A 20,851-nucleotide genomic window follows, 5' to 3' on the forward strand; every position below is an offset into this window, starting at 1 on the left:
TCTGGCTTCCTGCTTCCTGTTGAAAGCCATACATTTACCGAATTCTCGCAAGTAGCGCGTCTCCCACATTTTTCATCCATGACCTTTCTGACCCTTTTGTTGCAAGCCACATCTAGCAGCGGCATTATGCAGCTCATCTTCCCGGTGGCCATTGGCCTGGTGCTGTATTTCTTTATGATTCGGCCGCAGCAGCGCAAAACGACCGAGGCCAAGGCCTTTCGCGAGTCGCTGGTGAAAGGCACCCGCGTGGTGACCATCGGCGGCATGCACGGCCTGCTCGTGGAAGTAGGCCCCGAAACCGTGCTCATCGAGATAGAGCGCGGCCAGCGCCTGCGCTTCGACCGCAGCGCCGTGGCCCGCATTGCCGGCTCGCCTACCCCTGCCACTACCGATATTTCCGCCGCCAGCGCCTAGTATGAACCCTGCGCCGCCCCCGGCCGGCAGCGGCCACGGCCAGCTGGTGCAGGTGCTGCGCAGGCTGCTGCGCCCGCTGGCCGAAAAAGAACCGCATTTCTACCGCGTAGCCTTTGTTTGCTTCTTGATAGCTACCACCTTGTGGATGTTGCGCTCGCTCAGCAAAAGCTACGTGGCGCCCCTCAACTACCCCGTGAGCTGGCATTACAATGCCCGGCGCTACCACCCCGCCCGCGCCCTACCCCCCACCGTAGCCGTGGAAGTGGGGGGCAACGGCTGGCGCCTGCTGAGCCGCGCCCTGGGCATGCACGTGCCGCCCGCCGAGGTGCGCCTGCGGCTGCCCGGCACGCCGCCCTTCCGCTCGCCGCTGCGGCCGCCGCTGCGCCGGGCGCTCGGCACCGTACGCCTGATGAGCCTGCCCGCTGACTCGGCCAGCTACTACCTGGTGCCGGGCGGCGATTCGCTTTGAGAGTCAAGAGTTAAAAAGTATGAGTTGGTGGTAAAGCCTTCAATAACTTATTGCTTTTTAATTCCTAACTTCTAACTCCTAATTCACAACCCAACAAAATGCTTCGCATCGGCATCACTGGCGGAATTGGCTCGGGTAAGAGCGTAGTGGCGCGGGTGTTTGCCGCGCTGGGCGTGCCGGTGTACGACTCCGACAGCCGCGCCAAGTGGGTGATGGCCCACGACCTGGTGCTGCGCGAGCAGCTGCAAGCCGCCTTCGGAGCCGAAACCTACGATGCCGCCGGGCAGCTCAACCGGCCCTACCTGGCGCAGGTGGCCTTCAACGACGCTACCCAGCTGGCGCGGCTCAACGCACTCGTGCACCCGCGCGTGGGCGCCGACTACGCGGCCTGGGCCACCGCGCAGGCCGCGGCGGGCTACCCCTACAGCCTCAAGGAAGCGGCGCTGCTCTACGAGTCGGGCGCGTACCGGGGGCTTGATGCCATCATCACGGTGTTTGCGCCGGCGGCGGTGCGCACGGCGCGGGTGCTGCGACGCGACGCCCACCGCTCGGCCGCCGAGGTGCAGGCCATCATGGGCAAGCAGCTGAGCGAGGAGGACAAGCTGGCGCGGGCCGAGCACGTCGTGTACAACGACGACTCGCAGCTGGTGCTACCCCAGGTGCTGGCGCTGGATAAGGCCTTCAGAGTAAATGGGTAAGTGAGTAAATGGCTATTGGTCAAAATCTTACTCATTTACTCACTTACCCATTTACCGAATAATGGGGTAGCGCTCGAACGGGCGGTCCACAAACAGCTTGCGGTAGGTGGCGTGGGTTTTTACGATTTTGGCCCCGATGCTGCGCGTGGTTACGAGCATGCGGGGGTTGAAATCGCCAATCCAGTTCATCTCAATATCCTGGTAGCCAACCTTTATAAACCGGTCCTGGGTCCAGGTGATGAGGGCGAGGTCCACGCCGGTACCCTGAAACTCGGGCACCACGCCGTAGATAATGCCCAGTAGTTTTTTGTCGGTTCGGCGCATGTAGCGCCAGCGAGCCCACACAAAGCGCAGCTTGCCGATGAGGTTGAGGCGGTGGCCGATGTGCTTGAAAATCTGGTTGAGCTCGGGCAGGTTGAGGAAGAAAGCCACCGGCTCATCGTCATGGTAGGCGAAGGCCAGGATATCTTCATCGAGCACCGGCATCATCTCCTTCACCAGATTTCGGGCCTGGTCGAGGGTCATGGGCTTCACGCCCGCGTGGCGGCCCCACGCCAGGTTGTAAATGTGGTGAAAATCGCGGGCCATCTTCTCGGGCTCGGCCTTGCGGGCGTGGGCAAAGCGGAAGTGACTGTCGGCCGAAAAGTTGGCCAGCTTTTTATGAAAGCTGGGGTGCAGCAGCATATTCACCGGCCGGTAGCAGGTGTACTGCTTGAAGTAGAGCTGGAAGCCGTAGCTCTCAAATAGCTGCTGGTAATAGGCTGGGTGCCAGAACATGCCGTAGTTGGGCTCACGCTCAAAGCCGTCAATCAGCACGCCCCAGAACCGGTCGCGGTCGCCGAAGTTGATGGGGCCATCTACGGCCAGCATGCCGCGGGCTTTCAGCCAGTTGCAAGCTACGTCAAACAGCTCGTTGGCCGCCGCCTGGTCGTTCATACACTCAAAAAAGCCCAGGCCGCCGGTGGGAAGGGTAGGGTCGGTGGCGGTGGCCGTGAGCGGGTTGACGAAAGCCGCGATGCGGCCGATTACTACCCCCTGCGCATCGGTAAGCAGCCAGCGCTGGGCTTCACCCCCGGCCGTAAACAGCTGGTTCTTAGCCGGGTCAAACACGGTATCGACCTCGTTGTCGAGCGGGCCAATGTAGGCGGGCTCATGGCGGTGCAGGCGGTGGGGTAGGGCGCAAAACTGCCGCTGCTGGCGGCGGGTAACTACTTCGAGCAAAGGCATGGGGCAAAGGTACGGGCCGCCCGGCGGGCCGGGCCCCAACCAATTTCACCGCTAAGAAGTATGTAAAAAGAAAAACAGGCCAACTCGCCCGGCTCCCGCAGCAGCCTTGGCCAGCTCTTTGTTTTTTCTATATCCCAGCCCAGTCAGTCTGCTGATTACCAGCGCTTATTCCGTGCCCTACCCGATTCTTTTCTGCTGCTGCACCCCGATGGGACGGTAGTCGATAATTCGGATGCGCACGTGGCGACCTCGCTGCTGCCGCGCGAGCAGGCGGTGGGTAAGAATATTTTTGCGGCCTACCCCTCGGCCCCCGACAGCCAGCGCGAGCTAAATGAGTCGCACCAGTACGTGCGCCAGCACCTGGCCCCGCACACCATGCCCCTGCTGCGCTACGACTTGGAGCGCTCCGCCGCGCAGGGCGGCGGCACCGAGGAGCGCTACTGGCAGATAACGCACTACCCCCTCTTCGACGCGTAGGGTCGGCTCGAATACATTTTGCAGCGCCCGCAGGATGTAACGGCCCAACCCCTGGCCACCCGCCAGGTTGCCGCCGCCGCCAAGGCCCTGGCCGACAGCCAGGAGCGCAGCCGCTTCATCCTGGAGTCGCTGCCCGTAATGGTGTGGACAAATACGCCCACCGGCCAACCCGACTACTTCAACCCGCGCTGGCTGAGCTTCACGGGCAAAACCCAGCAGGAACTAATCGTGAGCAACTGGGCCGAGCAGGCGCACCCCGACGACCTCTCGGGCTTGCTGGATGTGTGGGGTAAGGCCCTGGCCAGTGGCCAGGCCATGCAGTACGAATACCGCCTGCGCCGCCACGATGGCCTGTACCGCTGGGTGCTAATGCAGGCCGTGCCGTGCCGCGACGACGCCGGCCAGATTACCATGTGGGTCGGAAGCGCCAGCGACATCCACGACCAGCGGCAATTGGTGGCCGAGTTGCTGCAAGCCAACGAGCAGCAGGCATTACTGGCCGAGCAGGCTTACCAGACTTATCAGAATTATGAAAACCAGCGAATTACCTATCAAAAACTGTTTGCGGAGGTGCCAGCGCTCATTGCCATTCTGCGCGGGCCCGACCACCAGTACGAGTTTGTTAACCCGGCCTACCAGCGGCTGCTTCCGCACCGCGAACTGCTAGGCCGCACGGTAGCCGCTGCCCTGCCCGAGATAGTAGCGCAGGGCCTGCTGGCCGTGCTCGATGGCGTATTATACTACGGGGGAGGATTTTCATGACCCGGAGCTGCACGTGCAGGTACCCGGCTCGGCCGACGGCTCGCTGCAAGAGATAATTATTGATGTCACCCTGCAGCAGTTCAAGGAGAAGGGCCAGTCCGCGGGCATTTTTATGCTGGCCGTCGATGTGACGGCCCTGGCCCGTGCCCGCGCCGAACTGGCCGCCCTGCGGGCGCCGGGCGGCCAGTTCGGCGCAGTAGCTGCCCGGTGGTTTTCTGAATTTGAGAATGAATTAATTACCGGATATCGCTGCCTCTACGCTATTCGTTAGTTCACTTATCTATGGCCCTTTCTTCTTTCGACTTTCAGCAGGCCCGCGTCAAGCAGGTGCTGTTCAAGTCCCGGCTGCGGTCGGTGCTCTACGGCGTGCGCGAAGCCGATGCGGCGCTGTTTTCGGCCGCCGATAGCCCCCTGGGTCAGTGGCTGCAAACGGTGCTCAAGCCCAGCTACGGCGGCCGGGCCGAGGTGCGCGAAGCCGAGCGCCTGCTTCAGCAGCAGCTGCGCACCGGCCAGGAGCTTACTACTCGCTACCAGCGCGGTCACATTGAGGAGGCCCGCGCTGGCCTCGACCAGATAAACGCCTTTGCTGACCAGATTGACGCTGTGCTGCTGTGTTTGTAGCACAGCCTCGGCTAAGCGTCCCGCAACCTCCTCGCGTGGTGCGCGTTAAGGACCCGGCCCCAACGCCTACTCCCATGAAACGCTTCGACATCATTGCGCGCCAAGACCGTATCGTGTATATCTTGCTGGGGGTAACCGCTACCATCGGCCTTGCCTGGGTAATATGGCGCCACCAGTATCTGGCGGCCCACGACCCGATGGCCGCCCCCACTCACGCGGTGCCGGCCCGCTAAGAATGATGAGCCAGGCGGCACGCTGCCGCAAAGAGGGGGTAGGCGCCTGTTTTGTGAGAAAATTCTTGCGTTTAAGCAGCGTCAACGACTTACTCTACGACCGGCTCTCTCCAACCCACGTGCGTAGTTGCAGACGATAAGGAGGTGGATGTGAAAGCAAGCAGCTGGCTGTGAGGCTCAATTTCAACGAGTTGAGGCCCTGTTGACCTACCCGGTGTTCTCGCAATAGCTCGCTGCAAGCGCGGTGCGCGCCTAGCCGCAATTGCCCCAAGAGGAACTGCTGCAAACCCTGCGCAATCTATTAGCATTTCCCGCTCTCTCATAAGACAGGTAGTAATACCTGGATTTCTTACGTGCAAATTCTTATTCAGATAGCACAAAATGATTTTCAGCTATGCAGAAGCGGAATTCAGCCGTGATAAAGGCTCATCCTAAACTAAAGCAGTAGTTTTACTCACTGCTTTTTTGCGGAATAAGCTGCTCAGTAGCCGCCTGATTTTTGGTGGCTAAACGACCTGTGTACCTAGTCAATAGTTGGCTGAGTGCCTGCAAAGACGCAGCAAAACAGTTTTACCCTTTGCCAGCCATTCGTGCGTGCTATGGTGGGCTGGGCGATGGGGGTAGCGTAGTTGCGTTTGTGGCCGTTGGCGCTACGCCAGGCAGGTGCAAACCACCGAAATACTTGCTCTCTACTATGAAAAACTTGGCTAGCCCCGCGGGATGTCACCCCCGCCAAGATATTGGGTATTCACCCTAAAGCCCGCACCACGGCGGCGCACTCACGAACACATGACGGGTTACGGTAGCCAGGGGCCACCTCATTATTACCCTGCTGTCTGCCCGCCGGCAAGCAGCTTTGCACACTACTCTCCTCTCACCTCTCTCTTTGAAAACATGGCACTTACCTACTTAACTTCAGGGCTGCAATTCGACTTTACGGCCGCAACGGTGCAGTCGCCCGAAGACCAGCTTGCCTATGCTACCCGCCTGAGCGAGGTCGAAAATGCGCTGCTTTGCCAAGCCTTTGGCGGGCAGGTGCCGCAGCCCGGCAGCCAGCAGCGCCTACAACGCTACCTCAACGGTGAAATAAGCCGGGCCGAAGCCTTCCAGCCGCTCTATAGCGTTGGCCAGCACCGCACCAACTAGCCTGAGATTCTATTCCAGGGAGCCAGCATTGCGCTAGCGGTCAGCGATATATAGAAGTAGCAGCAAAGGCGATTCATAAGCAGCCGGTGGCAGCCGGTAGGGCTTGCAGAAGCGCCGCAGGATTTCCAACTAGTTCAGTTCGGGCGAGTAGGGGGTTAAGATACCTATTGCCCTACCCAACTACGGCTTCTATTAGGCTGAAAGCTACTTGTGTAAGCCAGCACATAACCCAAAAACAAAACAGCCACTCAGTATTGCTACTAAGTGGCTGTTTATCAACGTGGGAGATACTGGGTTCGAACCAGTGACCCTCTGCTTGTAAGGCAGATGCTCTGAACCAGCTGAGCTAATCTCCCTTTTCACCGAGTGGCTGTTGCCGTTTGGGAGTACAAAGATGGGAGGACTTTTTTAAACTGCCAAGCCTGGCCTCAAAAAAAGGGGGTAGGGCCACAGTTGAAAAGCGGTAAAAAATTAGCAGTCAGCCATAAAAATTTTTGAAAATCGGGGCGAATGTGGTTCCTGAGGCCGGCTGGGCAACGCGGCAGCGGTATTGCCGTTAGCAAATGCAAGCCCGGCCGGTAGGTGCCGGGTACTTTTCTTCTTCTTTTTTCACCGAACGCTACTTCTTTCATGGAAACCCAATTGCTCCAAAACTATTCAGAACCCGAAAAAACCGCTTACCTCAGCGCTATTGCTGCCCTGGCCACGGCCGACCGCCAAGCCACGGCCCCCGAAGCCGAGTTTCTGCAGCGACTGGCGCAGCAGGCGGGTCTCTCCAACGACGCTATCCGCCAGGTGCTGACGGCCGCCGACAGCGCCGACAACCACACGGTGCAGCAAAGCCTCGACCAGCTCAAGGGCAGCGACCTGCGCTACTCGCTCGTAACGGACCTCATCAGCTTTGCCCGCGCCGACGGCACGTACTCGGCCGGCGAGCAGGAAATGGTGGATAAAATGGCCGCCTACCTGGGCGTCAACCCCGAGCAAAAGCAAACCCTGGAAAACGTAGTGGACCAGGCTGCCAGCGTGCAGCACGATCCCCAGGACCCCGGCAAGCAGAGCTTCCTGAGCGGCATTGGTGACAAGCTTAGCAATGTGGGTATCCCGAAAGGCGCCCTGATGGCCGGCCTGCTGGGCGTAGTAGCCCCGATGGTTATCTCCAAAGTAATGGGTGGGGGTAGCAACAACAATGGCCAGCCCCAGAGCCACAGCGGCTCGCTGGGCGGCCTGCTAAGCGGCGCCATGGGCAACCTCGGCGGCAGCGGCTCGCTGGGCGGGATGCTCGGGGGCCTGCTGGGCGGTGGTATGCTAGGCGGCCTGCTCGGTGGCGGCGGCAACCAGAACAATATCGACCCCAACCAATATCCGCAGCAGGGCTCGATGGGTAATAGCGGCCTGGGCTCCATAATGTCGGTACTGGGCGGCCTGGGTGGCCGGCCCAACTCGCAGCCTGCCAGCGCCGGTGGCGGCGGCCTCATGGGCAGCGGCCTGGGCGGCCTGCTCGGCGGCCTCTTTGGCGGACGCTAGGACGGTAAATGAGTGAGTGAGTAAATGAGTAAAGGGAGTAGGGGCGTTCCATCGAAAGAATGACCCTACTCCCCTTATTCATTTACTCACTTACTCATTTACATAGGTGAACAGGTCGTCGGGGCCCACCTTCTCGCGGCTGTGCCAGCCGCGCAGGCCCAGACGCGGGGCAGCGATGCCGCGCTCCAGGCGCTTGGGGCAGCGAAAAACCCGGATTTCATCCCATACATTGCTGTTAATCAAAGCAGTGAGGACCGTGGGGCCGCCCTCCACCAGCACCGACTCGATGCCGCGTGCCTGCAAGTCGGCCAGTATAGCGGGCATCAGGTCGGGCGAGGGCGGTGCGCCGGGCGGGGCAAACGGCAGCGTGACGTAGGTAAGATTGGGTTGGCTGGCGCGCGCGCGGTGGGTGTAGATGATGGTGGGCTGCGAGCCGTCGAGCACGTGGTGGCTGGGGGGTAGGGCCAGGTTTTTGTCGATAACCAGGCGGGTGGGCTGGGGGCCGGGCCACTCGCGGGCGTTCAGGCGGGGGTTGTCGTGCAGGGCCGTGCGCGTGCCCACCAGGATGGCCGCCTCGTCGGTGCGCCACTGGTGGGTGAGCAGCTGCGCCTGTGGCCCGCTCAGCTGCACCTGCTGAAAGTGCGGCCCAGCCAGAAACCCATCGGCCGACTCGGCCCACTTCAGCACCAGGTAGGGCCGCTTTTTTTCCTGAGCCATGAAGAAGCGCTTGTTCAGTTGGCGGCCCTCGGCGGCGAGCAGGCCGGTGCTCACCCAGATGCCGGCCTCCCGCATGCGGGCCAGGCCCTGGCCGGCCACCAGCGGGTTGGGGTCGTCGTTGCACACAATTACTTTGGGCACGCCCTTGGCAATGAGCAAGTCGGCGCAGGGCGGCGTTTTGCCGTGGTGCGCGCAGGGCTCCAGGGTCACGAAAACGCGGCTTTGGCGCAGCAGTTCCTGGTCGGCCACGCTGGCCAGGGCGTTCACTTCGGCGTGGGGGCCGCCGTATTGCTGGTGGTAGCCCTCGCCAATAATAGTGCCCTCGGGCCCCACCACCACGCAGCCTACCAAGGGGTTAGGCCGTGTGTGGCCCCGGCCAAGGGCCGCCAGGTCGAGGGCGCGGCGCATAAAAAGCGAATCGTCGGGCTCAGGCATGATGGGGGGTAGCGGGGCTGGTTAGGAACGTAAAGCTATTCGCCAAACTGAATTTTCCCTACCCCCCGCGTCCCCATCTTTGCCGGCCTATGACTACCCAGCAGCTTACTGCCGACCTTACTACTGCCCTGCAAGCCCACTACCCCGCGCCCGAAGCCCAAGCTATTGCCGCCCTGGTGGCCGAGCACCTGCTGGGCTTCTCGCCCTTGCAGCGCCGCATGCAGGCCGCCGCGCCCGTGCCCGCCGCCGTGCAAGCCCAGCTGCCCGCCGTGCAGGCCCGCCTGCTGGCCCACGAGCCGGTGCAGTACGTGCTGGGCACCGCCCACTTTGCCGGCCTCGAGCTGGAAGTGACGCCCGCTACCCTCATCCCGCGCCCCGAAACCGAGGAGTTGGTGCAGCTTATTGCCCGCGCCTACGCCGGGCAGCCGGGCCTGCGGCTGCTCGACGTGGGCACCGGAAGCGGCTGCCTGGCCATTGCGCTGGCGCTGGCGCTGCCCCGGCCGGCACGGGTAGTGGCCGTCGATATTTCGGCTGGGGCGCTGGCCGTGGCCGGGCGCAACGCGGCCCGCTACGCGCCCTTGGTGGAGCTGCAACAGGTTGATATCCTGCAAGAATTGCCGGCCGGCCTACCCCCCGGCAGCCTCGATATCTTCGTGAGCAACCCGCCCTACGTGCGCGAAAGCGAGCGCGCCGTGATGCGCGCAAACGTGCTGGCCTGGGAGCCCGCCACCGCCTTGTTTGTGCCCGACGACGACCCGCTGCGCTTCTACCGGCGGCTGGGCGAGCTGGGGCTGCGGCTGCTGCGGCCCGGTGGCGGGCTGTATCTGGAGATTAACGAGGCGCTCTCGGACGAAACGCAGGCGCTGCTGCGCGGGCAGGGCTACGCAGCCGTGCGGGGCGTGAACGATATGTTTGACCGGCCCCGCATGGTGGTGGCAATTCGCTCGTAGCGAGGGGGGTAGGGGAAAAGAGAAAGCGGTAGCGTAAACAAAACGTGTACATACAGGCTTTGTAGTAGCTTCCCGATTGGAAGCCCTTGTCTTTACTTTTTCCTTCTTTGCAATGGCTGAGCAACCGCTCCTGACTGCTTTTCACTCCGATAAGCTAAACCTGAACAACCGCGTCGTGATGGCCCCCATGACGCGCAGCCGCGCCGACAACGCCGGCAACGTGCCCAACGACCTCATGGTCGAGTACTACTCGCAGCGCGCCACGGCGGGCCTTATCATCTCGGAAGGCGTGTTTGTGAGCCCCGAGGCGGTGGGCTACATCAACGTGCCCGGCATTTACACGCCCGAGCAGATTGCTGGCTGGAAAAAAGTAACCGCTGCCGTGCGCGCCAAAGGCGGAAAGTTTTTTGCCCAAATCTGGCATGTGGGCCGCATGTCGCACCCCGACCTGCTGGGCGGCAACCTGCCGCTGTCGGCTTCGGCCCTTAACCCCCACAGCCAGGTATTCACGCCCACTGGCATGAAGGACACGGTAGCGCCGGCCGCCATGACGACGGCCCAAATCAAGCAAACGGTGGCCGACTTTGCGCAGGGCGCCAAAAATGCGCTCGAAGCCGGCTTCGACGGCATGGAAATCCACTCGTCGAACGGCTACCTGTTTCACCAGTTTTTCAACGGCACCAGCAACCACCGCACCGACGAGTACGGCGGCTCTATCGAGAACCGCGCGCGGTTTTTCTTCGAAGTGCTGGACGCCATTAAGGCGGCCGGCGTGGACCTGGGCAAGGTGGGCGCCCGCCTCAACCCCTCGCTCGACGGCCTGTTTGGCATGACGCTCGACGCCGAAACCATCCCCACGTTTGACTACATCGTGAAGCGCCTCAATGACTACGGCCTGGCGTACCTGCACCTGTCGGAGCCGTTTACCGACGTGAGTAAGAACGAGTTTGCCGAGCCGCACATTGCCAAGCACTATCGCCCTATGTACCAAGGCACGCTCATCATCAACGGTGGCTTCGACCAGGAAAAGGGCAATAAAGTGATTGCCGACGGCGACGCCGACCTCGTGGCCTACGGCACGCTCTACATCTCGAACCCCGACTTGGTAGAGCGCTTCGCCCAAAACGAGCCGCTGGCCAAAGGCGATAAGGATACCTTCTACACGCCCGGCTCCAAAGGCTACACCGACTACCCGGCCCTGGCCGAAGTAGCCGCCAAGTAACCTAGCCCATTGGCTTGATAAGGAGGGGGTAGGAACCGGTAGCTAGCTGCCGGTTCCTACCCCCTCCCTTTTGCCTGAAGGCTTATTGCTGCAGCAGCAGCCACGCCTCGGCTTCGGCCTCGTTGTCGAACGAGCGGTAGCGGATGGGTAGGCCCTGCACATTGGTAACGAAGGCTGTGGCCAGGCGCGCGTAGAGGTTGGTAGCCAGCAAGATGGCGCCCGCGCGGTAGCCGGCCTCGTGCACGGCAAGCGGCAGCCACTCCTGGGTTATCCAGGCTTGCTCTTCGGCCGAGAAGGGCGGCATAGCGAGCTGATTGCTCAGTACACGGCTCCAGCCAAAATGCTTCAGGCCCTGGCTTAGGTGCAGCAGCAGGGCCTTCGTCTCGGCAAAAGTGCGCGGGTTGGCACTCCAGCACGAGTATAAGTAGCCCGCCGGCTGCACCAGTACCTGGCCGGCGATATTCTCAAAAAAGACGGTAGGGGAAGATGCCAGTGCCATAACGCACCAAAGATAAAAGCCCATGTATGAGAACTGTCTGAATAAAAATATTATAGATAAAAGCTAAGTAATCAGGTTTTTGAAAACTTGATTTCCGGCAGGTTGTCGGTAGCGCAGGGGTAGGAGCGGCCAGCCGTAACGAGTGAAAACGCCCGCGCGCCTAAGAGCGCGGAATAAGTAGCCGCAGCTGCGCGTTAGAGGAAGAAGTAGGCGCGCCGTCCGCGCCGGCCTGCCGACCTTTGCTTCTGCCTATGTTTCGTCGCCCACTCATCCATCTGTTGCTCGTTGCTCTGCCTTTGTCGCTGCTACTGGCAGCCTGTACCAAAAGCAACAGCCCACTCAAGCTGTATTACATCAGCTCGTCCCGCTTCACGTCGGGCAGCAAAACCGTGGGCGCCGGCGACACGCTCTCGACCCGCCTCTACGCCGCCACCAGCACCGAGGCCGCGAGTACCAACCGGCTCACCCATTTTCGCGTCACGGTCACCTATTCGCCCCTCACCGCGCCCTTCGCCTACCCCACCAACCTGGCCACATTCAGCTACACCAGCCTGCCAACCAGCCAGGAAGTAGTGTACCTCGATTCGACGCTCACTACGCTGCCCCGCGACTTTCTGTATACGTCTACCTTCGGCGCGCGCACCACCTCGGGCACCGAAACGTGGCTTTTCAAAGCTACCGATACGGATAGCAGTACCTCGGCGCGCTCCTTTACGCTCGCGGTGCGCCGCGCCGATTCTACCACTGTATACCACGACTATACCCTGAACCTGCCGTCCTCCAACAACACCTACGGCTCGGGCGCCCGGCGCTTCATCGACCTCAAGTCGGGCCTCGTGTATCCTTCCTACTCAGTTTTATCCAGCCCGTCGCTGCAAAAGAAAACCGATTTGGTTTTGCTGCTCGACGCCGCGCGCCTGGCCACCACCGACGAACCCAGCATTACCCTCAACGCCAAGCTCTGGTCCAAATCCACTATTCACCCCACGCGCTTCTCGCTCACTGCGCTCACCCCCACCACTTTTGCCGATGCCAAGGATAGTATAAGCATCCGGCAGCAGTTCGTGGCCAACAACTCGGTTACGCTGCTCAATAAGCTGGTCGCTGACCAAGTCTATGCCTTTCACACGTACGATGGGACCGATACAGGTTCCAAGCCTAAGCCTATTTATGGGCTCATGCGCGTGGTGAAGCTGCCCGCGGGCAGCACCGCCGGCTTGCAGCTGCTGGTGCGTTTGGCCAAGCAGCCCCGGCCTTAGCAGTACCCTGTCCCAACAAAATGGTCGCCTTGCCAGTAAATACCGTCGCTCGCCCCCAAAGCGTGCGTGGCTGCAAACACCGGCTAACCAAGCTGGCACAAATGCTTAGAAAAGCACTACTATTTCTTGTAAAAATTGAAGTGGCCGCTAAAAAAGAGTGCTTGCGGTTTATATTTGCGTCAGTTTCAAGCTTTTCTACATTATCTAGCCTATGAAGCCTAATCGTAATCTGGTAGTAGCTCCCTGTGGTAATGCCTCCACGCTATTCTCTACCCATTGGTTGAACAACCCTGCGGCAAAGGAATTTGATACCTGCCTGCTGTTCTACCACGCAGAAATTAACGATGCTTCGCTCCCGCAGCAGGTAGAGTATTTCTACCACCTGAAGGATTTTAAGTACAAGATGCTGCACGCGCTGCTAACCACCGTGGCGCCTCAACTGCTTGATAAGTACGATTATTTCTACTTTATTGACGACGATATTGCCTTGAGCACGGCCGATATCAACCGCATGTTTGAGCTGAGCCGCACGTTTAATATGTCGATAACGCAAGCTTCGCTCTCGCACAACTCTTTCTGCAGTTGGCCCATCTTCAAGAATAAGCCAGACTGCATGTTGCGCTACATGGGGCAGGTGGAGGTAATGGCGCCGCTTTTCAGTCAGGAGGCACTCCGTAAGTGCTTGGTTAGCTTCAACGAAAACAAGTCCTCCTGGGGGCTCGACTCGGTGTGGCCCAAGCTGTTAGGCTACCCGCAGAACAAACTTGGCGTGTTCGATGCCGTAGTAATGGAGCACACCCGGCCGGTGGGCGGCGGCGAGCTTTACAAGAAGATTAAAGCCGACCCCTACGAGGAATGGGAAGCCATCATCCAGAAATACGATGCTATCAAGAACAACTTCGTGGAGTACGGTCGCCTAGAGTTTGTGAATCCAACTCACAACCCGGCAGTATTTCGCCTCTATAAAATGCGCGAGCGCATGAGTAAGTTTCGCCAGCGCGTGCAAGACTACGACGTGATGTCGCGGGTGTACAATCGCTTAGGAGTGAAGGTGGTGCGCACGCACGTGTAGTCAGCGGTTGGTCTGGTCTAGCCCGTCGAGCACGACGGCATCGCGCTGGCTGTCAAACTTGCGGGCAAACAGGCGAGGCGAAGCGCGCAGCGCTGGCAGGTCGGCCTGGGTCAATACACGCGGGCTGCTACCCCCCCCCGACCAGTCGATGTAGCGCATGTTGTTGTTGACGATAGTAGCGGCGAGCGGCGAGTTCAGCAGAATAGAGTGAATCAAAAACTCGTCTGAGCCCCACGTGAAGCGGGCATACCGGCGCAGGCGCGGGTGGGCATCTAGGTAGGTAATTGCGTATTCGGCGCAGGCCCGGCTCAGGGTGTACCAGCCGCCCATGTTGCCGCCATACAGCTGGGGTAGGGGTGGCCGCCGGCGCGGCAGCAGCCGATTGAGCAGCCGCTCAACGACATGCTGCCCCGGAAAGCTAAGCTCGGTGAGATAGTACTGGGTGGCGCGGCGCATATTGGCCTGCCACCAGGCCGAGCCGGCGGGCTCGTATTCTAAAAAAGAGTTGCCCGGATGCTGCGCCCAAAAATCGTGAATCGCCGCCAGCGGCTTAATAGGGTAGTCTTCGCCACTGATTAGGTTGATAACCTCATAGTCGGCCGAAGCTTGCAGAATTTCCCGCATGCTTTCCAGTGCAGCCTGGGTAAGACTGTAGCCACCCCAGCGCACATCGAACCGGTGGCTGATGAAGCGCACGCCGGGCAAGCTAGCCAGCGCGGCAAAGGCCTGGCTATCTGCCTTGCGGTCGAGGTGAATGAAGCAGTCGGCTTGCGGGTGGGCGAGGGCCCGTACCAGCCGCTCTAACTGAGTTGGTGCTTTGTGCGCCAGAATAAGGTGAGCAACTTTCATGCGCTAACTAGCTGGTAGTTAATCTATCGGGACTCGTGGCTGGGGCGTAGGCTGTGCAGCTTGGTGAGTAGGCTGGTGAGTAGAATCTTAAACTCGAAGAACCCGGTAGTGATAATGTCTTTAAGCGAAATAGGCAGAAACCGCTTCAGCTGAAGGTAGCCAAAAACGAAGCCGGCAATGGCAGTTGGCAAGCTGGCCAGCGCTACGCCATAGATGTTGTGGAATAGCTTTAACGCCACCACATCGCCCACCACGTTGACGCCCAGCATCAGAAATACCTTCAACAGGTTTAGCTGCGGCTGGTTCACCACATCGAGGGTCACCCCCAAAAACCGGTCGATAGGAAACAATATCGCAATTACCATGCTGATGCGCAGTAGGTTGGCTGCCTCAGTGCCTTGGTACTTGGCCCCGCCAATCAGGTAAATAGGAATGTCGGCCAGGAAGATAGTGCCCACGATGATGGGTAAGAAAGCCCAGGTCAGCATGCCGGCATTTTTGCGGAGCAGGCGCAGCACCTCCGGCAGCTTGTCCTGGTTGAAAGCGGCGGACAAGGCCGGAATCGCGGTAGCCATGAAGCTGCGTAACGGAATGTCAATCAGCTCAATAAAGCGGCCCGCCAGGTTATATACCGCGAGGGCGGCCGGCCCCAGCATGAAGTTGATGAGAAAGGTGTCGGAACTGCGTAGCAGGTTGGTACCCACGTAGCTACCCACGCTGTATTTCCCGAAGTGCGCCAGCTCAAGAATGCACTCCTTGGTGCGGTGGGGCCAGTTGCCTAGCTGCGACCAGCCCAACACCAGGGTAGCCACACTCGTGATGAACGACGAGAGCACGTAGCAGTACACCACGTAGAGCAGGCTGGCTGTGCCCATAAATAGCAGCCCAACAACGCCCAAGACAAAGATGCCCTGCGACATCAGGCGCACGTAGAGAATGCGGTCAAACCGCATTTCGGCCTGCAAGATGCAGGTGGCCATGAAGTAGGGCAGCGTCACAAGCAGCACAATACCAAACCAGCGCAGCACCACTACCAGCTCCTCACTACCCGAGTGGCCAAACCACAGCCACGCGCCCACGTTGATGGCACCCATAATACCCGTGACGGCCAAGGCGATAGCCCAAGCTGAAGCCGTGACTTCGGCCTTGCGGGCGGGGGTAGCGCCCGAACACGCCCGAACCAGCGCCGTGGTCAAAAATCCAGACCGAAATGCATCGGCCAGCCCGACTGTGGAGCTAAAGAACACCCACATGCCCAGCGCCTTCACGGGCAGTACCCGAAACAGCAGCGAGACAGATATAATACTCATGACCGATACCGTGAGGTTGCCGGCCAGAGATAAGAATTGCGGATTGCCAGTATAGGATAATAATTTAGTAATCAGTCGGTTTCTCATGAGGCGATAGAAGCAGGGTAGGGGTAGCCGGTAGCTAAGTTATCAGGCAATAAGTAGTAGTTGCTAGCCTTACAGGTCATTGGCTACTAACCAGCAACTAGTAGCTCAACAACTGGTTAGGAGGTAGTTGCCCGCTGGGCCTTGTCCCAGGCAGCAGGCTGGGCATCGCGTAAAAACCGGCTGGCACCCTGGAATACGGCCACGTTCATCATCGTAAAAAAGAGCGGTATCACTAGTGGCCCAGTGGCTTTGCCTTGGGCCGCCCGCCACCAGCCGGCCGCTGCTGCCCCGTAAAACAAGAGCTGCCCGGCAAGGATAATTGAGTAGATACCCCCGTAAGCATAGGCCAGCAGGCCGTTTAGCGGTAGCAATAAGGCCAGCAGCAGCGGCGTAAGGCTCCAGCGTAGCACGCGGTGCGAAATGTATAAAAAGCTGATAGTGGGGTGCTTGAAAGGATTGAGCAGGGGTAGTAGCCGGCTCATGGCCTGCCAGCCACCCGCGCAAATGCGCACCTTGCGCTTCATCTCCTCCTTCAGCGAAAAAGAGGGCGGCTCCATGGCGTAGGCGTCCGGCTCGTACACTACCCGGTAGCCTTTATCTACAATGCGCATCGACTGCACAAAGTCATCCAGAATGGTGTCGGCTTCCAGGGGCTTGAAGAGCGCGGTGCGAAAAGAAACCAGCTCGCCTGCGGCGCCCATTAGGCTGATGATATCAGAGTCGCATTTTTTGAGAAAAGACTCGTACTTCCAGTACAGGCCTTCGCCTGCGCCCGAGGTGCTGCCATCGCGCAATACGCGCTTCTCGCCCGATACGGCCCCTACCCGCTCATCGGCGTAGTGGCACACCAGCTTGCGTACGGCCTCCGGGTTAAGGGTCGTGTTGCAGTCCGTAAAGACGACGTAAGGGGAAGTGACGTAGCGAATGGCTCGGTTTTCAGCCATTGACTTACCCCCGCGCGCCGCTAGGTGCAAGTGCCGCACCCGCGGGAAGGCCGCTAGCACCTCCGCCGAGTTATCAGTCGAGCCATCGGTAATGAACAGTAGGTGAAGCTTCTCGGACGGGTAGTCCAGAGTCAGGCAATTGCGCACCTTTTCGGCCAGAATATCAGCTTCGTTGTAAGCAGGCACTACCAGGGTTACCTCTGGCTCAAAGGAACTGACCGTGGCCGGAGCACTGCGCCGCGCCCAGCGTGCCCACGGCCACACGAGCAGCGCATAGCCGGCATACGTGTACAGCACAATGGCCAGAGCCAGCCAAAACAGAAAAACAAGCATAATAGTATGATAAAGGCGAGGGCATCCTTGCCGGTAACAGGGCCGGTGAACCGAGCCCCCGCCGGGTAACATCGCCACAGCAGGTAGTTCGACAAGCTAAAACCGGGCTAGGTTTGCTACCCGCCCAAGCTGAGCGAGGCTGCAAGCACCAACGGGCGTTGCTACTGCGAGAGGTGCTTGCGGCGTGTGCGCCACTACGGAATAAGATGGTAGGCCAAGTAGTAGGCAAAAAGCTGCCGCAGGTATTGGCTAGTAGGAGTGTAGCAAATAAGACTAAGAATGGGCCGCGTTGGTAGCCACCGTGGCTGGTACTCCGGTATGCAACTGGGGGGCAGTGTTGTGCTTCGCTACCTCCGTCATGGCCTGGTAGAGCAGCCCCACGCTTGCCTCCCAGGTATGGCTTTTTGAAAAAGCAATCTGGGCGGCACTACGCTGTGGACTGTGGTCTGCTAGGGCCTGTTCGAGGGCGGCGAGCCAGGCGGGGGCATCGGCGGCCAGATACACGTGGTCGGCAAACATCTCCATAGCCCGCGTGTGAGTGGCCACCACGGGCCGCCCCATGGCCAGGTATTCGTCTATTTTGAGGGGGTAGTTGCCGATGGTGATGTCATTGATAAGCTGCGGGTTAATGCACACATCGCAGTGGTGCAGGTAGGCCGCCAGCTCATTAGGCGACTTGGTGCCCAAGAAGAAAACGTTGGGAAGCTGGTGTAGCGGGCTGCGGCGGAAGGCCTCGTCCTCGGGCCCCACGAGCACGAGGCTCCAGTGGGGGCGCTGGCGGGCTAGGGTCAGGAGTAGGTCCAGGTCGAGGCGCAGGCTGGTGAGGTAGCCGGTGTAGCCGATGCGCGGGTGGGGCACGGCCGCCAGGTCAGGGGGTAGGGCATACGTGCCGTCGGCCTGGTACATGGATAGTACGCATCCCTGGCCGATATCAAAACTCTGCTCGTTATACTGCAAAGAGTAATCGCGCAGGTAGGCCGAGTTAGCGGCCACTAAATCAGCCTGCTTGATAATGGCTGCTTCCAGCCAAGGGCCGTGCCGCTGAAAATAGGGCACCCCCATCACGTAGTCCCGGATGTTGTAGATAAATTGAATAGGTTTTAGCAGCCGCTTCAATTCCAGGCCCGGATATATCAACCCATCCTGCAGGAGATAATACGAGTCGAAGCCAGCCGCGCGGGCCGCTTTCCTAATGCTCTTGGCTAATAGCCAGGCATTTAACTGATTAACCAGGGAAAACAAATGTCTGGATTTCAGCCAATTGGCCGACATCAACAGTACTCTCGTAGTAAGTACCCACACATTGGGCTCTACTTGTGCAAGGTCTTCGGCCTGGCCAAGCAGCACCCGCAGGCGCTTCCGTACGCCAGGCTCCCGGTGCCCACGGAGTACCGTATTGACATCCAGGGGCATATTGACGTAGAGCACCCGATTGTGACGGGCAAACTCTTTGGCCATATTCCTAGGATTTGTGCCAATGATGGTATCCCAGTTTTGCTGGGCTATGATGATAATATTCTGGCCGTGCATATAGCGAGCATCTGGCGAAAGTTTGTTTTAGATAACAAGTCGCGGTTCCTTCAAGAAAGATATAAAAGTTAGCTGAGCAATTCAGAAATAATAGAGGTAAGACAATAAGTGGTAACTAGTTGAGTAGTGCATAATTTATCTCACGAGTCTGCGGGTGGAGCAACGCGCAGCCACTGCCCAGTCTCGGGGTTGTAAGCCTTCAGCGGGCGGGCAGGGTTACCGCCCACAATGGTGTAGGGTGGCACATCCTTCGTCACAACGCTACCCCCCGCTACCACCGCGTGCCGCCCAATGCGCACGCCCGCCGTGATAACGGAGTTAGCTCCAATCCAGACTTCATCCTCCACCACAATTTCAGCCGTTGTGCAGGGTTGGTCGCGAATGGGAATTTTCACATCAAGATAGCCGTGATTAAGACCCGACAACACGATGTTCTGTGCCATAATCACGTCATTGCCAATGCGTAGGGGACCAATAAGTACATTACTCATGCCAACCAGCGTGCGGTCGCCAATTATAACGGCTCCCATGCCATTGTTAATCGTGGAAAAATCTTCTATAATTGATTGATAACCAAGGGAAAATTTGTTGAATGGAACTACGTCAAGCCGGGTTCGCCACCTAATGAGGGACTGCCGACCGCGCTGGTGCAAAAAAGGGTTTACCAGCCAGCTAACCCAGCGCCGGGGCCGGGCCTCACGCGGCACCAGCAGCAAGTGCAGCGTAAGCCGTTTGAGACCGGGGCTATTCTTGATTTTGTCTACTAAGGCCATACAAGAATAGTTCTAGAAAGTGAGATAAATCATTCTGATAAATGTGCAACCGCTTGTCAAGCAGTGCGTGTGGCCGCAACGCGCTCGTTATTCACTACCTGTTTATATACCTGAAGCACTTGGTGAGCAGTTTCGCGCCACGAAAAATGCTTGACGCGCTCCAGCCCTTTGGCCGCTAGCATAGCGCGCTCAGCCGGGTTATTTTGCAGCTGCCGAATGGCAGCGGCAATAGCCTCCGGCTTGGTAGGGTCAATGAGCAGCGCCGCATCGCCCGCTACTTCGGGCATAGACGAGGTTGTGCTAGTAATAACGGGCGTGCCGCAGGCCATCGCTTCCAGAATAGGAATGCCAAAGCTCTCACGTAGGGAAGGATACAGGAAAATCTCCGCCAGCGAATAGATGAGCGGCAGCTGGTGGTTGGGCACGTAACCACACAACAAAATATCGGCCCGCAACTCAGGGGCATTCAGCTCCTGTAAGATGGCGCTCAGCGCGCTTTCTTTATAGTCGAGCATCACCAGCTTGCAAGCCAGCTGCCCTTGCTGCTTCAGCTGGGCAAGCGCTTGCAGCACGCCGCGCAGGTTTTTCTTGGGGTCCGTATTGGCCAGAAAGAACATGAAGCGCTCGGGCAAACCATACTGCGCTTGGGCTGCCGCTAGGGCCGCGCCATCAGTAATGGGCCTAAATTGCTCGCCTACCCCGTTGTAAACCACTTGTAGGGGCGAGCCGGGGAGGCGCTGCTCGATGCGTGCCTGCTCGAAGGCCGAGACGGTGAGTATGCGCCGGGACTGGGGTACGACCTTCGGTACATTCCAGCGCCGGTAGAGATTACCAATGCGCTGGTACCAGCTGCCCCGGCGTAAGTCTAAGGGCTCTAGGTAGATGATGTCGTGCAGGGTTATTACCAGCGGCGCGCCGGCTTTCAGCGGCGCCGTGTTGCTGGTGCAGTGGAGCAGGTCTACCTTGGCCCGGCGGGCCGCCCGCGGCAGTAGCACCTGCTCCCAGAGGGGGTAGGGGCCACCCGCAACCTCTACAATGTGAAAGTTGGCCGTCTCCTGCAGCACGGTATTGTCTTCATCGGGCTTGACAAAAATGAAATACTCGTTGTGCTGGTCAAGCTGCTGTAGGTTCTTGACTAACTCTAGTGCCACGATATCCATCCCATGCTTGTGCGGGCGAAAGAGCCGCTGGGCCTCGATACCAATTCGCAGCCGCGCCCCGCCTGGTTGGCCGGTAGGTTTGGTGCTAATATCTAGATAGTCAGTAGTTTGCATAGTCATAGAGTAGAGGTCAGGGA

The 20,851-nt window shown here is 59.3% G+C and carries 23 protein-coding genes and 1 tRNA gene; 14 read left to right on the forward strand and 10 right to left on the reverse strand.

Features of this window, described 5'->3' with window-relative positions; translation table 11 throughout:
* Nucleotides 1-78 precede the first annotated feature (78 nt).
* The 3 genes from yajC (at nucleotide 79) to coaE (ending at nucleotide 1,581) form a co-directional block, all read left to right on the forward strand.
* Complete coding sequence (gene yajC / locus E4631_RS08780) at nucleotides 79-414, forward strand: preprotein translocase subunit YajC (RefSeq protein WP_133659719.1); 336 nt, start codon at nucleotides 79-81, stop codon at nucleotides 412-414.
* 1 nt (nucleotide 415) lies between these two features.
* Nucleotides 416-883, forward strand: coding sequence for a hypothetical protein (locus E4631_RS08785; protein WP_133659720.1), 468 nt, complete (start codon nucleotides 416-418; stop codon nucleotides 881-883).
* A 98-nt stretch (nucleotides 884-981) separates the two neighbouring features.
* Nucleotides 982-1,581 carry a dephospho-CoA kinase gene (gene coaE / locus E4631_RS08790; RefSeq protein WP_133659721.1) on the forward strand — a complete coding sequence of 200 codons (600 nt, stop codon included), beginning with the start codon at nucleotides 982-984 and terminating at the stop codon, nucleotides 1,579-1,581.
* A gap of 51 nt (nucleotides 1,582-1,632) precedes the next feature.
* On the opposite strand, the gene E4631_RS08795 is transcribed toward coaE, so the two are convergent.
* A complete protein-coding gene (locus E4631_RS08795; RefSeq protein WP_133659722.1) occupies nucleotides 1,633-2,808 on the reverse strand; it encodes a hypothetical protein in 1,176 nt (391 codons plus the stop codon).
* A 240-nt stretch (nucleotides 2,809-3,048) separates the two neighbouring features.
* Between E4631_RS08795 and E4631_RS08800 the strand changes: the two genes are divergently transcribed.
* The 6 genes from E4631_RS08800 (at nucleotide 3,049) to E4631_RS08820 (ending at nucleotide 6,047) form a co-directional block, all read left to right on the forward strand.
* Nucleotides 3,049-3,285 carry a hypothetical protein gene (locus E4631_RS08800; RefSeq protein ID WP_133659723.1) on the forward strand — a complete coding sequence of 79 codons (237 nt, stop codon included), beginning with the start codon at nucleotides 3,049-3,051 and terminating at the stop codon, nucleotides 3,283-3,285.
* A gap of 18 nt (nucleotides 3,286-3,303) precedes the next feature.
* Nucleotides 3,304-4,047: a PAS domain S-box protein gene (locus E4631_RS08805; RefSeq protein ID WP_133659724.1), complete on the forward strand. Its 744-nt coding sequence runs from the start codon at nucleotides 3,304-3,306 to the stop codon at nucleotides 4,045-4,047.
* Entirely contained in the window at nucleotides 4,013-4,318 is a 306-nt protein-coding gene (locus E4631_RS08810; protein ID WP_133659725.1) for a hypothetical protein, read from the forward strand. The genes E4631_RS08805 and E4631_RS08810 overlap by 35 nt, the downstream gene beginning before the upstream one ends.
* An 11-nt stretch (nucleotides 4,319-4,329) precedes the next feature.
* Nucleotides 4,330-4,668: a hypothetical protein gene (locus E4631_RS08815; protein ID WP_133659726.1), complete on the forward strand. Its 339-nt coding sequence runs from the start codon at nucleotides 4,330-4,332 to the stop codon at nucleotides 4,666-4,668.
* Nucleotides 4,669-4,742: 74 nt separating this feature from the next.
* Nucleotides 4,743-4,901 (forward strand): hypothetical protein, encoded by a 159-nt coding sequence (locus tag E4631_RS25885; RefSeq protein WP_166648250.1) that lies wholly within the window; start codon nucleotides 4,743-4,745, stop codon nucleotides 4,899-4,901.
* 894 nt (nucleotides 4,902-5,795) lie between these two features.
* On the forward strand, nucleotides 5,796-6,047 hold the full coding sequence (locus E4631_RS08820) for a hypothetical protein (protein ID WP_133659727.1): 252 nt from the start codon (nucleotides 5,796-5,798) through the stop codon (nucleotides 6,045-6,047).
* A gap of 281 nt (nucleotides 6,048-6,328) precedes the next feature.
* Here the strand turns inward: E4631_RS08820 and E4631_RS08825 are convergent.
* Nucleotides 6,329-6,403, reverse strand: a tRNA-Val gene (locus E4631_RS08825).
* A gap of 274 nt (nucleotides 6,404-6,677) precedes the next feature.
* On the opposite strand from E4631_RS08825, the gene E4631_RS08830 reads away from it, so the two are divergent.
* Nucleotides 6,678-7,574 carry a TerB family tellurite resistance protein gene (locus E4631_RS08830; protein WP_133659728.1) on the forward strand — a complete coding sequence of 299 codons (897 nt, stop codon included), beginning with the start codon at nucleotides 6,678-6,680 and terminating at the stop codon, nucleotides 7,572-7,574.
* A 90-nt stretch (nucleotides 7,575-7,664) separates the two neighbouring features.
* On the opposite strand, the gene ribD is transcribed toward E4631_RS08830, so the two are convergent.
* Nucleotides 7,665-8,726 carry a bifunctional diaminohydroxyphosphoribosylaminopyrimidine deaminase/5-amino-6-(5-phosphoribosylamino)uracil reductase RibD gene (ribD, locus tag E4631_RS08835; protein ID WP_133659729.1) on the reverse strand — a complete coding sequence of 354 codons (1,062 nt, stop codon included), beginning with the start codon at nucleotides 8,724-8,726 and terminating at the stop codon, nucleotides 7,665-7,667.
* Between the two features lie 89 nt (nucleotides 8,727-8,815).
* Here ribD and prmC point away from each other — a divergent pair, with 89 nt between their 5' ends.
* Together prmC and E4631_RS08845 are read left to right on the forward strand one after the other, a co-directional pair.
* Nucleotides 8,816-9,676 (forward strand): peptide chain release factor N(5)-glutamine methyltransferase, encoded by an 861-nt coding sequence (gene prmC / locus E4631_RS08840; RefSeq protein WP_133659730.1) that lies wholly within the window; start codon nucleotides 8,816-8,818, stop codon nucleotides 9,674-9,676.
* 112 nt (nucleotides 9,677-9,788) lie between these two features.
* Nucleotides 9,789-10,898: an alkene reductase gene (locus E4631_RS08845; protein ID WP_133659731.1), complete on the forward strand. Its 1,110-nt coding sequence runs from the start codon at nucleotides 9,789-9,791 to the stop codon at nucleotides 10,896-10,898.
* Between the two features lie 82 nt (nucleotides 10,899-10,980).
* Here the strand turns inward: E4631_RS08845 and E4631_RS08850 are convergent, their stop codons facing one another.
* Entirely contained in the window at nucleotides 10,981-11,397 is a 417-nt protein-coding gene (locus E4631_RS08850; protein WP_133659732.1) for a hypothetical protein, read from the reverse strand.
* 251 nt (nucleotides 11,398-11,648) lie between these two features.
* Here E4631_RS08850 and E4631_RS08855 point away from each other — a divergent pair, with 251 nt between their 5' ends.
* Both E4631_RS08855 and E4631_RS08860 read left to right on the forward strand, forming a co-directional pair.
* The gene (locus E4631_RS08855) at nucleotides 11,649-12,656 is read left to right on the forward strand and encodes a hypothetical protein (protein ID WP_133659733.1); all 1,008 of its coding nucleotides are present in this window, start codon (nucleotides 11,649-11,651) and stop codon (nucleotides 12,654-12,656) included.
* A 211-nt stretch (nucleotides 12,657-12,867) separates the two neighbouring features.
* Nucleotides 12,868-13,728 (forward strand): DUF707 domain-containing protein, encoded by an 861-nt coding sequence (locus tag E4631_RS08860; RefSeq protein WP_133659734.1) that lies wholly within the window; start codon nucleotides 12,868-12,870, stop codon nucleotides 13,726-13,728.
* Here E4631_RS08860 and E4631_RS08865 read toward each other — a convergent pair whose 3' ends face one another.
* The 6 genes from E4631_RS08865 to E4631_RS08890 form a co-directional block, all read right to left on the reverse strand.
* Entirely contained in the window at nucleotides 13,729-14,577 is an 849-nt protein-coding gene (locus E4631_RS08865) for a beta-1,6-N-acetylglucosaminyltransferase (RefSeq protein WP_133659735.1), read from the reverse strand.
* Nucleotides 14,578-14,600: 23 nt separating this feature from the next.
* A complete protein-coding gene (locus tag E4631_RS08870; protein ID WP_133659736.1) occupies nucleotides 14,601-15,974 on the reverse strand; it encodes an oligosaccharide flippase family protein in 1,374 nt (457 codons plus the stop codon).
* A 116-nt stretch (nucleotides 15,975-16,090) separates the two neighbouring features.
* Nucleotides 16,091-17,251, reverse strand: a complete 1,161-nt coding sequence (locus tag E4631_RS08875) for a glycosyltransferase family 2 protein (RefSeq protein ID WP_133659737.1) — start codon at nucleotides 17,249-17,251, stop codon at nucleotides 16,091-16,093.
* Between the two features lie 273 nt (nucleotides 17,252-17,524).
* Complete coding sequence (locus tag E4631_RS08880; protein ID WP_133659738.1) at nucleotides 17,525-18,781, reverse strand: glycosyltransferase; 1,257 nt, start codon at nucleotides 18,779-18,781, stop codon at nucleotides 17,525-17,527.
* Between the two features lie 140 nt (nucleotides 18,782-18,921).
* Nucleotides 18,922-19,311, reverse strand: coding sequence for an acyltransferase (locus E4631_RS26925; protein ID WP_302476333.1), 390 nt, complete (start codon nucleotides 19,309-19,311; stop codon nucleotides 18,922-18,924).
* A 299-nt stretch (nucleotides 19,312-19,610) separates the two neighbouring features.
* Nucleotides 19,611-20,834, reverse strand: coding sequence for a glycosyltransferase family 1 protein (locus E4631_RS08890; protein WP_317129127.1), 1,224 nt, complete (start codon nucleotides 20,832-20,834; stop codon nucleotides 19,611-19,613).
* Nucleotides 20,835-20,851 lie beyond the last annotated feature (17 nt).

Origin of the sequence: Hymenobacter sp. UV11, from assembly GCF_004684095.1 — a bacterium.
GTDB lineage: Bacteria > Bacteroidota > Bacteroidia > Cytophagales > Hymenobacteraceae > Hymenobacter.